The organism is Massilia scottii (genome assembly GCF_030846495.1).
In the GTDB taxonomy this organism is placed as follows: domain Bacteria; phylum Pseudomonadota; class Gammaproteobacteria; order Burkholderiales; family Burkholderiaceae_D; genus Telluria_A; species Telluria_A violaceinigra.
In genome coordinates this window covers 40,718-54,083 of record NZ_JAVCWM010000010.1, presented here as the reverse complement: position 1 = coordinate 54,083, position 13,366 = coordinate 40,718, and the positions used below count along the sequence as shown (strand labels likewise).

The following is a 13,366-nucleotide window of genomic DNA, read 5'->3' as shown; positions in this document are numbered from 1 at the left end:
ATCTCGCTTTCGTTCTTAATTTTGCCGTACCCAGACGGTCGTGGTCTGCACACGATCGTCCAGCCTGCGCTGGACCAGCGCTTCCGCGTCGAGCGCGGCCCGGTCCAGGCGTATCCGGCTCTTCACCAGGAAATATTCGCTTTTGAAACTATACGTGTTCTTGACCGGATCCTTGCCGTACAACTGTTCCCGAAAGCGCGCATCGTCGAGAAAGTAAGCCTGCTTGCGGCGCGTCACCAGGGCCGCCCCTTCCGACACCGAATACCCTTCGACGATGGCGGCCAGCACTTCGGCCGGGGCGGTATTGGCGTTGACCTTGGTCTGTTCGGGCAGCACGATGGCGAACTCGCGCAGGCGGTTCACGGTGGCCAGCGTGTAGCCGGGAATGGCGAGCAGGTCGTCGAGCTGGGTCAGGCCGATCGGCGCGGTGCCGGCCGAGACCGGAACCGGCAGCGCGTCCGGGTCGGGCGGCGGCGGTGGCGCCTGGTTGGGATCCTGTTCCTTGGGCACGGCCGGCGCGGCGCCCGAGGCCACCGCCAGCGCGGTGCGCTGGGCCAGGGCCGGGTCGAGCTGCAGGTTTTGCAGCAGGCGCTGGTACACCTGCACCTGGACCTTGTCGATGACGCGCCCGTTGGACAGGTTCATCAGGTTGTAGCGCGCGGTGGCGTCCGAAATCTGGCCCGACAGGGTGGCGTCGAACACTTCGCCCTCGACCCGCTCGCGCTCGATGTACTGGTCGAGACGCGTTTCGGCCAGCGGCGTGTTCCACACCGCGTTCAGGGTGGTCAGGTTGCGGTTGTCGATGCCGTCCTGGCGCAGCACCAGGCGCGCCCAGTCGAGCGCGCCGCGCAGGATCCATTTGGTCTGCAGGTGCAGGCGCTGGTTTTCCATCGAGCGCACCTGGACCTGCTGCTGCCAGAACAGGCTGGCGACGATGGTCACCGACAGCATGGTCAGCAGCAGGGCCGTGATGATGGCCACGCCCTGCTGGCGGCGCGGAACAGGCTTGCGCATCACATGCCCCCCAGCAGGAACGATTTGCTCATCACCGCGGCCACGTTATCGACCTGCAGCTGCACCTGCAGCCCGGTCGGCGCCAGGCTGGGGGCGTTGAGCGGGGCCGGCACCGGGGCCGGCGGCGGCGGCGCGCTGGACACGGCCTGCGCCACCGGCTGGGTGTTCTGGCGCCAGCCATTGTTTTCCCAGTTCATGATCTGCATCGCGCTCACGCCCGACTGCAGGGTGACGGCCGGCGTGGTGTCGGCGTTGCTGATGGCGGCCTGCCACATCACGTCGAGCTGGACCAGGTCGCGCGTGCCGTTCGATTCGCGCCGCGTGAGCATGCGGTCGACGATGCGGTAGGCGACCACCTGCAGGCGCGCCGGTTCGTTTTCGGCGTACACATTGCGCACCAGGGTCAGTTTGTCGGGCCCGGAGAGCAGGTACGGGCGGCCCAGCATCAGGGCCGGATCGGCCAGGTGCTCGCAGTCGCTCTGCATCTGGGCAAAGGCGAGCTGCATGCCGCGCGCCGATTCGAGGCGCGCGGTGAGCGTTTCGCGCGCGCGCACGATGCTGTCCAGGCCGCGCCAGCCGAGCACCGCCACGATGGCCAGGATGCTGATCGCCACCAGCAGTTCAATCAGGGTGAAACCACGCCGTTGCCGCCGTTGCCGCTGTTGCTCAAGTCGCTGCTGCCCGGTGTGCATCATTCGTTGAGCACCAGTTGGACCAGCTTGATGATGCGGCGCTCCGGATTGGCGCTGTCGAACACGCTGACCTCGACCCGGCGCAGGCGCGGATTCGGGCTGGCCAGCACTTCTTCCTGGCACAGCAGCTTCAGGTCGCCCTGGGGGCATTCGTAACTGTTCTTGCCGATCGCCGGATATTCCTTGGCCAGGCGGATCTGCACCAGCCGGTTTTCGGCCGACCAGGTCGCCATCATGGCGGCGCGCAGGCCGGCGCTGTTGGAGGTCAGGCTGCCCACCGCGCGCAGCGAGGCGCCCAGCGCGGTGCCGATGATGACGAGCGCCACCAGCACTTCGAGCAGGGTAAAGCCGGACTGGTTGTGGTGGGGATGGCGCATGGTCTGGTTCAACAAATACCTTACAGGGTTACTCGACGACGAAGTGGCCGATACCGTCGGCCCGGATGGCGACCCGGTCGTCGCCGATCGCCAGGGTCAGCACGAACGGCTTGTCGACCGGCTCGCGCCCGAAGGTAATGCGCACGGGACCGCCGCCCACCGATACCGGCGGGTCGAGCAGCAACTGCACCGGGGCGCCCTTGAAGGGACGCTCGCGCAGCAGGTCGTCGCGCGTGACCGGCTCCCACACCGCTTCATTGCGCACCAGGAAGCGATAACGTTCGGTATCGGCCTCGAAGGCCACCAGCCGGTTGCGCACGATGGCTTCGTCGCGCGCCAGCTGCAGCAGCAGGGCCAGGCGGCGCGCCTCGTCTTCGAGATTCTGGCGCGGGCTCGGAATCGCATTGATCGACACCAGGCCCAGCACGATGCCCATGATGACCATCACGACCATCACCTCGATCAGCGTGAAGCCCCGGCTGGCGCGCACTGCTTTCATGACCTTCAAGACGCCTCGGTCCGGGCCTAGTTTTCCCAGGAACCGATATCGCTGTCGTCGCCGGTGCCGCCGGGCAGGCCGTCGGCGCCGAGCGAGAACACGTCGATTTCACCCTGCACGCCAGGGGACAGGAACTGGTACGGGTTGCCCCATGGATCCTTCGGCAGTTTCTCGATGTAGCCGCCGGTCTTCCAGCCGTTGGCGGTCGGGCCGTTGGTCGGCTTGACGACCAGCGCCTGCAGGCTTTGTTCGGTGGTCGGGTAGCGCTGGTTGTCCAGCTTGTACAGCTTGAGGGCTTGCATCAGGTTGGCGATATCGACCTTGGCGGCGGTGATGCGCGCCTGGACGGTACGGTTCATCAGCTTGGGCACGACCAGCGCGCCGAGAATGCCGATGATGACCACCACCACCATGATTTCAACAAGGGTAAAGCCGCGCGCGAAGCGCTGGCGGATGGAACGGTGTGCAGCGAGTTTCATAGTCAGTCAGTGATGTAAGTTCTACGATGAGTCGGAGTATAAGGCCAATAACGCCCGCCGTCGCTATTGAACTGCGGGCTATTTTGCGTCATCTTCCTGTCATCTTGCGCAGGCGGGAATCTAAGTTGCCGGGGCGTTATTCAAGTTACCCCGGCTCAGCCGCCGCGCTTCCCGCCAGTGGCGGTAACGACGGTGGAGGCGCGCCACCTGATTGTAAGTCAGTGTGGCGCCGCCTTCCACTGATGGACGAATCGACAGTGCCGCTTGGCGCAAGCCTGGTGTCGATTAGTGATGATGCCTGGCACTGCTGCCGCTCAGGCGATGCAGGGCGCCATCGTTGCCGCCCTCGGCCAGGTTGCTCGATACCGGGGCCAGGGCCTTGACCATCGGCGCATCCTTGACGAAAGGCACGATGCCGAGGGCTTTGTCGATTTCATGCGGATAGACCACGTAGCCGCGCGTGATGACCAGCGCCACCTTGCGGATGTCGCCGATCTGCTTGGTCGGGTCGCCATCGACCAGCACCAGGTCGGCCAGCTTGCCCTGGGTGACCGAACCGCGCTCGGCGCTGGTGCGGGTGTAGCGCGCGCCGTTCAGGGTGGCGACCTGGATCGCCTGGGCCGGCGTCAGGCCGGCCTTGACCAGCAGTTCGAGTTCGGCCTGCAAGGTGAAGCCGGCCATTTCATCGGTGCCGGCCACGATCGGCACGCCGGCCTTGTACAGGCGGCCGACGAAGTCGACCATCTTGGCGTAGGATTTTTCGTAGCGCTTCTGGGCAGCGTCGTCGGCGATCTTCATGGTGCCGACGTAAAAGCCGCGCTTCACATCCGGCGGCATGTGGTCGGCCACGGCCACGAACGGCTCGTTCAGGTCGCCGTCGCGCTGCTTGAGGAAGGCGAACGTGGCCAGGGTCGGATCGATCACGGTCTGCTTGGCTTTCAGGCGCGCGATGAATTGCTTGACCCTGGGCGAATCGAAATCGAGGTCCACCACTTTTTCCGACGGCAAGATGAAGCGTTCCAGGGTGCGCGTTTCGGTTTCCGGCGTGGCCAGGAAGTTGAGCATGACCTGGTTGATATGCTGGATTTCATCGTAGCCGGCGTCGAGCGCTTCGTGCGCGCGCAGGCCGACCGGCACGTGGCCCGACACGCGCAGGCCGCGCAGGTGGGCGTACGCCACGGTGTCCTTGAGGATCGCCTTGGGGAAGGAGTTGTAGATTTTCAGCTGCGGATAGCCGTGCTCGGCGTACCAGTCGATCGCGTTTTTGGCTGCCGGCAAGTCCTTGACGACAAAGCCGCCGTTCGACGAGAACGGGCTTTCGCCTTCCAGGAAGCCGGTCGGCACCACTTGCGGCGAGAGCAGGCGGCCCTCGGCCACTTCGTCGAGGATTTGCTGCAATTGCCCGTTATCGTTGCCCATGTCGCGCACCGTGGTCACGCCCGCGGCCAGGTTCAGGCCGCCGTCCCAGCGGCCCACGTGGCCATGCATGTCGAACAGGCCGGGCAGCATGATGCGTCCGGCCGCGTCGATTTCGTTGACGGCGCCGCGCACGGGCGAGCCGGCCGGCAGGATCGCGCTGATGCGCCCGCGCAGCACGTAGACGTCCGACGGCGCGCCGACGGTGGCTTTTTCGCTGTCGAAGATGCGGGCGTTCTTGACCACCGTCAAACCGGTCAGCTTGTGCTGCAGCTGGCTGGCGAGGTCGGTCAGCATTTTGCTCTCGGCCACTTTCTGGCGCTCGGCCAGGACCTTGGAGACACCGTTCCAGCCTTCTTCGGCGGCGGTCATGAAGCCGGGGATGACGACCGCGAACAGGCGCGGCTTGGCGTCGGTGGTGGCCCAGTAGAACTGGGGCGACATGCCCAGGCCGGTCTGGGCGAACAGTTGCACCTTGCGCGTCTTGCCATTGCTGGTGACCTCGACTTCGTCGAGTTTACGCTGGGTCAGGGTGCCGGAAGGCAGCAGAGGCAGGCTGCCGGTCGGGCTGGCGGCCAGGGCGGCGATGGCGATCGAGGCCATTTCGGCCGAGCCGTTCAGGGGCACGTACATGGCCGGGCCGGCGATCGATTTTTCGCCTTTTTCGGAGGTCGATTTCCAGGTGGCCTTGTCGCCCTTGCGCTCGAAGCGGTCGTCCACCACCGCGCCGTAGGTCGAGTTGCCCTTGACCGTGTAGTCGGTCATGGTGCCGTCGGCGCCCAGGCGGAACTGTTCGGTCAGCTCGGGGCCGCGGCCGTTGTCCTTGTAGATGAAGCGCACGCGGGTGAGGCCATCGTCGTCACGCTCGACGACCTGTTCCCCGATGCGCTTGCCGTTTTCGGCGTGCATCTCGTAGCGGAGGGTCTGGGTGGCGGCGTGCGCCGACCAGCTCAGGGCGGCGGCGACAGCGAGGACGAGCGGACGTTTCATGTGATGCATCTCCCTGGACGGAACGTTAGTTATTATGTTGGGACGCAAGAATAGCACGGGTACGTACGGTCTAGAGCAATGTCATAAAGACAAATGAATAAATGATTATTCGGGGAGGTTTGGGACGCAGTACGATGGCCTCAAACCGTCGCTCACTACGCGGGAACGACGGATTATCAGATAGCGGTGAACGGGGACGCCTCTTGGGCAGCCTCGCCCCCGCACACCGGGCACCCCGCATTGCGCGCCACGCCAATACTGGTCCACTCCATGCCGCGTCCATCGAGCAGCAGCAAACGCCCGGCCAGCGATTGCCCGACCTGCATCACCAGCTTGAGCGCTTCGGCCGCCTGCATCGCGCCGATCACGCCCACCAGCGGCGCGAACACGCCCATGCTGCTGCAGGCCGCATCCTCGAAGCGCTGGTCTTGCGGAAACAGGCAGCTGTAACAAGGCGAATCGTCGCGGCGCGGGTCGAACACGCTGATCTGGCCGTCGAAACGGATCACCGCGCCCGACACCAGCGGCACGCGCTGCGCCACGCAGGCGCGGTTGACGGCGTGGCGGGTGGCAAAGTTGTCGCTGCAATCGAGCACCACCGAGGCCTGCCCCACCAGCTCGGCCAACCGCGCATCGCCGGCCCGCTCGCGCAGCGCCACCACCTCGATCCCGGGATTGATCGCCAGCAGCGACGCACGTCCGGACTCGGCCTTGGGCTGGCCGATGCGCTCGCTGGTATGGAGAATCTGGCGCTGCAGGTTGGTCAGGTCGACCACATCGTCGTCGACCAGCACGATGCGCCCGATCCCGGCCGAGGCCAGGTACAGCGCCGCCGGCGAACCGAGCCCGCCGGCGCCGATGACGAGCGCGCTCGCCGCCAGCGCCCGCTGCTGGCCTTCGATGCCGATCTCGTCGAGCAGGATGTGGCGCGAATAGCGCAGCAGCTGGTCGTCGTTCATCGGGTGCTGGTGCTGATGCTGCTGTTGTGCCGCATTATTTCTTGACGCCTTTGTTCAGTTCCGGCGGTTTCACGTCCGGCGCCGGCTTGACCGCGGCCTTGTCCTTGGACTTCTCGGCTTCCTTGTCGAGCACCGGTTCAACCTTCGACAGTTTGACCGGCAAGCCCTTGAAATGGTTCAGGGCCTGGGCCAGCTGGAAGTCATCCTTGCTGCCGAATTCGAGCGGCTTGCGGGTGCGCGCCTGGGCCTGGGCACGCTGGTCTTCTTCCATTTCGTCGCGGCGCGCCTTGCCCGGATCGATGCTGTCCTTGCCGCTGCCGTCGGAGAGGTGCTTTTCCAGGTCGGCTTCGCGCACGCGCAGGCTGTTCAAGCCATCGCCCTCGGCGGTTTCGTCGACCATCATGTCGGGCACGATGCCCTTGGCCTGGATCGAGCGGCCCAGCGGCGTGAAGTAGCGCGCGGTGGTGAGCTTGACGGCGGTATCCCTGGTGAGCGGGCGCAGGGTTTGCACCGAACCCTTGCCGAAGGTCTGGGTGCCCATGATGATGGCGCGCTTGTAATCCTGCAGGGCACCGGCCACGATTTCCGAGGCCGAGGCCGAGCCGGTGTTGACCAGCACGATCACCGGCACGTTCTTGAGCGCGGCCGGCAGCCTGGCCAGCGGATCGGCGCCGCTGCGGGCGGCGTAGAACTCGCGCCGGCCGTAGAACACTTCGTTCGAGTCGCGCCGCTGGCCGGCGGTCGAGACGATCGCCTTGTCATGCGGCAGGAACGCGGCCGACACGCCGATCGCGCCCGGCAGCAATCCGCCCGGGTCGTTGCGCAAGTCCAGCACCAGGCCCTTGAGCTTGGGGTCCTGGGCGTACAGCGCGTTGACCTTTTTCACCATGTCGTCCACGGTCTGTTCCTGGAACTGGCTGATGCGCAGCCAGCCGTAGCCCGGTTCGACGATCTTGGCCTTGACGCTCTGGACCCGGATTTCCTCGCGCACCAGCGGCACGATCCACGGCATGTCGTCGCCCTTGCGCGCGATGGTCAGCACCACCTTGCTTTTCGGCTCGCCGCGCATTTTCTTGATCGCTTCGTCCAGCGACAAGCCCTTGATCGGGGTGCTGTCGATGCGGGTGATCAGGTCGCCCGCCTTGATGCCGGCCCGAAATGCCGGCGAATCCTCGATCGGGGTGACGATCTTGACGTAGCCTTCTTCCATGGCCACTTCGATGCCGAGGCCGACGAAGCGGCCCTGCATGCTTTCCTGCATTTCGCGCAGGGCTTTTTTGTCGAGGTAGACCGAATGCGGGTCGAGCGAAGCCACCATGCCGCTGATCGCTTCCGAGAGCAGCTTGCGGTCTTCGACCGGCTCGACGTAATCGGTTTTGATGAGGCCGAAGACATCGGTGAGCTGGCGCAACTCGTCGAGCGGCAGGGGCGCGCTGCCGGGTTTTTGCGCCATGGCCGAAAACTGGAAGGACGCGGCGACGCCGGCGACCATGCCAAAGCCGATCAGGCCGATACTTTTGACTTTCATTCTTACACCCATTCTCAATACCGTCGGAAGCAGCAGCGAAGCGCACGCGGGCCGTTCGACCCGCATGGCCTTGTTGACCTAAAAGTTCACCCAGCCCGCCGGATCGACCGCCGCGCCCTTGTGCCTGATTTCAAAGTATAGCCCCGATTCTTCGTTGCCGCCGGTGTTTCCCGCGCTGGCGATCGGGTCGCCTCCCTTGACGGCGTCGCCCTCGCGTCTGAGCAGGGCCTGGTTGTTGCCGTAGATCGAAAGGTATTCGCTGCCATGGTCGACCAGGATCAGGTTGCCGAAGCCGCGCATCCAGCGCGCGAACACCACCCGCCCGCCGGCCACGGCGCGCACTTCGCTGCCTTCGTCGGCCTTGATGAACATGCCTTTCCAACTCGGTCCGCTGCCGCGCTTGGCGCCGAAGCGGGCCGCCAGCTTGCCCGAAATCGGCGCGCGCAGCTTGCCGCGCAGGCTGGCAAAAGCGCCTTCCGGCATGGCCGGGGCCAGCGCGATGTCGGGCTTGCGCGGCGCGGCCGGTTCCGGCTTCGGCTCGGGCGTCTGCGCGGTCACGGGCGGCTCGTCGTCGACCGGGTCCATCGGCACCGGGACCGGGACCGGGACCGGCGCAATCCTGGCGCCGGTGCGCGGATCGACCTTGGGCGGCTGTTTGGCCGCTTCGCGCGCCAGGCGCTCGCGTTCGCGTTCGCGCTCGCGTTCCCGTTCAGCCTTGCGTTCGGCTTTCTTTGCGGCCGCCAGCAGACGGGCCTGTTCGGCAGCCTTGGCGCGCGCGGCGGCCAGCGCTTGCTGGCGGCGCTGCTCGGCGGCGGCCGCTTCGGCCTGTTCCTTGATCAGTTTCGAGAGCTTGTCGACCAGCCCGGCCATGCGCTGTTCGTCGCGCTCCAGGCCGCCGATTTCCTTGCGCTGCTCGGCCAGCCGGTTCGACAGGGAACCGAGCAAGGCGGCGCGGCGCGCCTTTTCCTTTTCCAGCACGGCTTTCTGCTCGCGCTCTTCCTGGGCAATTTCGTTGAGTTCCTCGCGCGCGTTTTCGGCCTTGTCGCGGTTGCTGGCGACGGCGGCCAGGTTCCCGTGCAGGGAACCGAGCAGCTTGGCCTGGGCCTTGGAGACGTAGGCCATCAGTTGCAGGTCGCGGTTGATGCGGTTCGGATTGTCGCCCGACAGCAGCAGCTTGATGCGGTCTTCGTTGCCTGCAACGTATTGCTCGCGCAAGAGACGCGCCAGTTGCTGTTTCTGGCTGGCGATGGTGGCGGCCAGCCGTTCTTGCGACGCGGCCAGTTCGGCCACGGTGGCATTGGTCTCGCTCTGTTCGCTGGCGAGGTCGCGCAGCACGCGGTTGGCGTCGGAAATGGCTTCCTCGGACTCGGCCAGGGTGTCGGCCGCGTCCTCGCGTTCGCTTTCGGTCTTGCTCACTTCGCGCTTGAGTTCGGCCAGCTTTTGCTGGATGCCGGCGCGCGTCTTCTCCGCCAGCACTTTCTGCTTGCTGCGCTCGGTCTGGCGGGGAGCAGGCGCGGCGGCGGCACTGCACGTAAAGACGGCCAGGAGCGCGCACAACAGCGCCCCGGCCGCTAACTGCCTTGATTCACGATACAAAACTTACTTGGCCTTCCCTTGGTTGGCCACGGCCGCGACGGCGGCGGCGATGGCGTCCTGGTCGCCCAGGTAGTAATGGCGGATCGGTTTCAGGTCGGCGTCGAGCTCGTACACCAGCGGCTGGCCGTTGGGGATGTTCAGGCCGACGATGTCTTCGTCGCTGATGCCATCGAGCATTTTGATCAGCGCGCGCAGGCTGTTGCCGTGGGCCGAGATCAGGATTTTCTTGCCGTCGCGGATAGCCGGGGCGATTTCCTCATCCCACACCGGCATCACGCGCGCCACGGTGTCTTTCAGGCATTCGGTCAGGGGAATACTGTCCTTGGGCACGCCGGCGTAGCGCGGATCGTTGAACGAGGTGCGCTCGTCGGACGCTTCCAGCGGCGGCGGCGGGGTGTCGTAGCTGCGGCGCCAGACCAGCACCTGGGCGTCGCCGTACTTGGCGGCGGTCTCGCCCTTGTCCAGGCCCTGCAGGGCGCCGTAGTGGCGCTCGTTGAGGCGCCAGTCATTCTTGATCGGCAGCCACATCATGTCCATGTCGTCCAGCGCCAGCCACAAGGTGCGGATGGCGCGCTTGAGCACCGACGTATAGGCCACATCGAAGGTAAAACCAGCCTCTTTGAGCACCTGGCCCGCGCTGCGCGCTTCGCGCACGCCTTTTTCGGTCAGGTCGACGTCGGTCCAGCCGGTGAAGCGGTTTTCAAGATTCCAGGTGGATTCGCCGTGGCGCATGAAGACAATTTTGTACATAAGCAATTTTCGAGAAGGTGGAAGAAGGATGCAAGATGCAGGCAAAACGACAGTGTAAAGGGTAAGTGTTAGCAGTTCCGGCTTCTATTTTATAATGCGCGGATTGTCCTAAACCATTGGAACCCCGTGAAATTCATTCTTGACCATCTTTTTATCGTCAGCATCGTCGTGCTGTCGGGCGGCGCCCTGCTCTTGCCGGCCCTGCTTCCGCGCGGGAAACGCGCTTCCACCTTGCAGGTGACCCAGCTGATGAACCGCGGCAAGACCGTGCTGGTGGACATCCGCAGCGCCGATGAATTTGCAAAAGGGCATTTGCGCGACGCGAAAAACATTCCGCTGGCAGACTTGTCGTCCCGCATTGCCGAACTCGACAAAGCGAAAAACAAAACCATCGTCGTCGTGTGCCAGACCGGCGCGCGTGCCGACAAGGCCGCCAAAATCCTCGAAGCCGCCGGTTTTACCGACGTCGTCGGCCTCGATGGTGGCCTGACCGCATGGCAAGCCGCTGGCTTGCCGACCGCTAAGTGAGAAAGGAAACACCATGACAGCCCATGTAGTGCTCTACCATACCGCCTCCTGCCCGTACTGCGTGCGCGCCGAGCGCCTGCTTGAAGCGAAGGGCGTGACCGACATCGAGAAAATCCGCGTCGACCTCGACCCGGACCAGAAAGTGGTCATGATGAACAAGACCGGACGCCGCAGCGTGCCGCAGATTTACGTGGGCAACACCCACGTCGGCGGTTTCGACGATTTGTATGCGCTCGATCAACAAGGACGCCTCGATCCCTTGTTAAAAGGGGTTTGAACAGCATATAAGCCCGAATGCAGGCGATTGATTGCGCAAAACTATTTCAAGTCGTATGATTTTGCTACAATTGCCGTCGCGTTTGAAGTCCAAGCACAGAGGGAACGGCGTGTCGCCGTTCTGTTAATTTCTCAACGAAAGCGTTCCATGTCTGACGAAAATCTGCAACCCGTATTCCAAATCCAACGCGTCTACCTGAAAGACATGTCGCTGGAACAGCCGAATTCCCCAGCCATCTTCCTCGAACAGGAAGCACCGTCGATCGAAGTGTCGCTCGACGTTGGCGCCGAAGCCATCGCCGACGGCATCTACGAGTCGACCGTCACCATCACCGTGACCGCCAAGGTCAAGGACAAGGTTGCGTTCCTGGTTGAAGGCAAGCAAGCCGGTATCTTTGAAGCGCGCAACATTCCTGCGGACCAGATGGATCCCCTGCTGGGAATCGGTTGCCCGAACATCGTTTACCCTTACCTGCGCGGCAATATCGCCGACGTGATCACCCGTGCCGGCTTCCCGCCTGTGCATCTGGCAGAGATCAACTTCGAAGTGTTCTACCAGCAGCGTCGTCAGGCGCTGGCTGAAGCAGCCGCCGCTGCTCCAGCTGACACCGCAGCACACTAAGCACGACCGCAGGGTGGGCCAGGCCGCCCGCGCGCATCCGCTGCGCGCGGGTCCTGCCCGGGCGAGCGCGCCCCTGGCGGCCGCCCCACCCCGCACTCTCACGGCGAAGGCCACGCAATGACAATTCCCCGATTTCTCCTCAGTGCCGCATTCGTGCTGGCCTCGGCCCCGGCGCACGCCTTCGATTTCAAGAGCGTGGGCGCGGCGAGCCTGATCCTGTATGACGCGCCATCGCTGAAAGGCGGCAAGCTGTTCATCGCCCCGCGCGGCATGCCGGTCGAAGTCGTGCTGACCTATGGCGAATGGGTCAAGGTGCGCGATGCGAACGGCGACCTGGCCTGGGCCGAAGCGAAGTCGCTCAGTCCGCGCCGCAATGTCGTGGTGCGCAGCGCCAACGCCAAAGTGCGCGGCGGTGCCGACAACGATGCCAGCGTCCTGATGACCGCCGACAAGGGCGTGCTGCTGGAACTGATCGACGCGCAGACCTCAAGCTGGATCAAGGTGCGCCATCGTGATGGCATCACCGGTTATATTCGCGCTTCCGACGTGTGGGGCACGTGACCCCCATGCCAACCAGCGACTCCAGCGTTTCACCACGCAAAATTACCGTCCTGGGCGCCGGCGCCTGGGGTACCGCGGTCGCCATCGCCCTGGCGGCGCGCCATGATGTGCTGATGTGGGGCCGCAATGGCGGCGCCATGGAAGCGATGGCCGGCGCCCGCGAGAACAGCGCCTACCTGCCCGGCTGCGCGTTTCCGGCCGGCCTGCGCGTCACGGCCGACTTCGATGCGGCGCTGGCCCATGTCCTGGGCACGCCCGAGGCGCAGGCGCCGCTGCTGGTTGCCGCCTGCCCGGTCGCCGGACTGCGGCCGCTGCTGATGCAGCTTAAACCCCACGCAATTTCGCATATCGTCTGGCTTTGCAAGGGATTCGAGGGCGATACCGGCTTGCTGCCGCATCAGGTGGTGGCCGAGGTGCTCGGCAGCCAGGTGGCGGGCGGCGCCTTGTCGGGTCCCTCGTTCGCGCAGGAAGTGGCGCGCGGCTTGCCGTGCGCGCTGACGGTGGCGTCACGCTCCGAGATGCTGCGCGAGCGGGTGGTGTCGAGCGTTCATGGCGGCAATATCCGCGTGTATTCCTGCGACGACCTGGTCGGCGTGGAAGTGGGCGGCGCGGTCAAGAATGTACTGGCGATCGCCACCGGCGTGGCCGATGGGCTGGGGCTGGGCCTGAACGCCCGCGCCGCGCTGATCACGCGCGGACTGGCTGAAATTACCCGCCTGGGCACGGCGCTGGGCGGCACGCCCGGCACCTTCATGGGCTTGACCGGGATGGGCGACCTGATTTTGACGTGCACGGGCGACCTGTCGCGCAACCGCAGGGTCGGGCTGGGACTGGCGCAGGGCAAACCCCTCGATGCCATCGTGGCGGAGCTGGGGCATGTGGCCGAAGGCGTGCCGTGCGCGAAGGCGGTACGCGCGCTGGCGCTCAAGCTGGGGGTGGATATGCCGATCACCAATGCGGTGGCGGGCGTGCTGTTCGATGGCGGAACGCCGCAGGCGATGCTGGCGCAGTTGCTGGCACGGGATCCAAGGGATGAGATTGCTTAAGTAAACTGCGTCGTTGCCGCGGCACCCCGTCGT

Annotated in this window: 15 protein-coding genes; 5 read left to right on the top strand and 10 right to left on the bottom strand. The window is 65.0% G+C overall.

What is annotated here, in order from left to right; genetic code table 11:
• Positions 1 to 15: 15 nt before the first annotated feature.
• The 10 genes from gspK to gpmA form a co-directional block, all read right to left on the bottom strand.
• Complete coding sequence (gene gspK / locus RBA41_RS15800) at positions 16 to 1,014, bottom strand: type II secretion system minor pseudopilin GspK (protein ID WP_306625019.1); 999 nt, start codon at positions 1,012 to 1,014, stop codon at positions 16 to 18.
• Entirely contained in the window at positions 1,014 to 1,709 is a 696-nt protein-coding gene (locus RBA41_RS15795; RefSeq protein WP_306625018.1) for a PulJ/GspJ family protein, read from the bottom strand. Before RBA41_RS15795 ends, gspK begins: the two co-directional genes overlap by 1 nt.
• Entirely contained in the window at positions 1,706 to 2,083 is a 378-nt protein-coding gene (gene gspI / locus RBA41_RS15790) for a type II secretion system minor pseudopilin GspI (RefSeq protein ID WP_306625016.1), read from the bottom strand. Before gspI ends, RBA41_RS15795 begins: the two co-directional genes overlap by 4 nt.
• 28 nt (positions 2,084 to 2,111) lie before the next feature.
• On the bottom strand, positions 2,112 to 2,582 hold the full coding sequence (locus tag RBA41_RS15785) for a GspH/FimT family pseudopilin (protein WP_099873675.1): 471 nt from the start codon (positions 2,580 to 2,582) through the stop codon (positions 2,112 to 2,114).
• 26 nt (positions 2,583 to 2,608) lie between these two features.
• Positions 2,609 to 3,061, bottom strand: a complete 453-nt coding sequence (gene gspG, locus RBA41_RS15780) for a type II secretion system major pseudopilin GspG (protein ID WP_099873674.1) — start codon at positions 3,059 to 3,061, stop codon at positions 2,609 to 2,611.
• Between the two features lie 285 nt (positions 3,062 to 3,346).
• The gene (locus RBA41_RS15775; RefSeq protein ID WP_306625015.1) at positions 3,347 to 5,467 is read right to left on the bottom strand and encodes an amidohydrolase family protein; all 2,121 of its coding nucleotides are present in this window, start codon (positions 5,465 to 5,467) and stop codon (positions 3,347 to 3,349) included.
• 176 nt (positions 5,468 to 5,643) lie between these two features.
• On the bottom strand, positions 5,644 to 6,426 hold the full coding sequence (locus tag RBA41_RS15770; protein ID WP_306625013.1) for a HesA/MoeB/ThiF family protein: 783 nt from the start codon (positions 6,424 to 6,426) through the stop codon (positions 5,644 to 5,646).
• 34 nt (positions 6,427 to 6,460) lie between these two features.
• Positions 6,461 to 7,954 carry a S41 family peptidase gene (locus tag RBA41_RS15765; protein ID WP_374709558.1) on the bottom strand — a complete coding sequence of 498 codons (1,494 nt, stop codon included), beginning with the start codon at positions 7,952 to 7,954 and terminating at the stop codon, positions 6,461 to 6,463.
• A 78-nt stretch (positions 7,955 to 8,032) separates the two neighbouring features.
• Entirely contained in the window at positions 8,033 to 9,511 is a 1,479-nt protein-coding gene (locus RBA41_RS15760; RefSeq protein WP_374709557.1) for a murein hydrolase activator EnvC family protein, read from the bottom strand.
• 42 nt (positions 9,512 to 9,553) lie between these two features.
• The gene (gene gpmA, locus RBA41_RS15755) at positions 9,554 to 10,300 is read right to left on the bottom strand and encodes a 2,3-diphosphoglycerate-dependent phosphoglycerate mutase (protein WP_306625010.1); all 747 of its coding nucleotides are present in this window, start codon (positions 10,298 to 10,300) and stop codon (positions 9,554 to 9,556) included.
• Between the two features lie 126 nt (positions 10,301 to 10,426).
• On the opposite strand from gpmA, the gene RBA41_RS15750 reads away from it, so the two are divergent.
• The 5 genes from RBA41_RS15750 (at position 10,427) to RBA41_RS15730 (ending at position 13,333) form a co-directional block, all read left to right on the top strand.
• Positions 10,427 to 10,828, top strand: coding sequence for a rhodanese-like domain-containing protein (locus tag RBA41_RS15750; protein WP_306625009.1), 402 nt, complete (start codon positions 10,427 to 10,429; stop codon positions 10,826 to 10,828).
• A gap of 13 nt (positions 10,829 to 10,841) precedes the next feature.
• Complete coding sequence (gene grxC / locus RBA41_RS15745) at positions 10,842 to 11,105, top strand: glutaredoxin 3 (RefSeq protein ID WP_306625008.1); 264 nt, start codon at positions 10,842 to 10,844, stop codon at positions 11,103 to 11,105.
• Between the two features lie 147 nt (positions 11,106 to 11,252).
• Entirely contained in the window at positions 11,253 to 11,726 is a 474-nt protein-coding gene (secB, locus tag RBA41_RS15740; protein WP_099873667.1) for a protein-export chaperone SecB, read from the top strand.
• 117 nt (positions 11,727 to 11,843) lie between these two features.
• Positions 11,844 to 12,287: an SH3 domain-containing protein gene (locus tag RBA41_RS15735; protein WP_306625007.1), complete on the top strand. Its 444-nt coding sequence runs from the start codon at positions 11,844 to 11,846 to the stop codon at positions 12,285 to 12,287.
• 5 nt (positions 12,288 to 12,292) lie between these two features.
• Positions 12,293 to 13,333 (top strand): NAD(P)H-dependent glycerol-3-phosphate dehydrogenase, encoded by a 1,041-nt coding sequence (locus RBA41_RS15730; RefSeq protein WP_306625006.1) that lies wholly within the window; start codon positions 12,293 to 12,295, stop codon positions 13,331 to 13,333.
• The last annotated feature ends 33 nt before the right edge of the window (positions 13,334 to 13,366 follow it).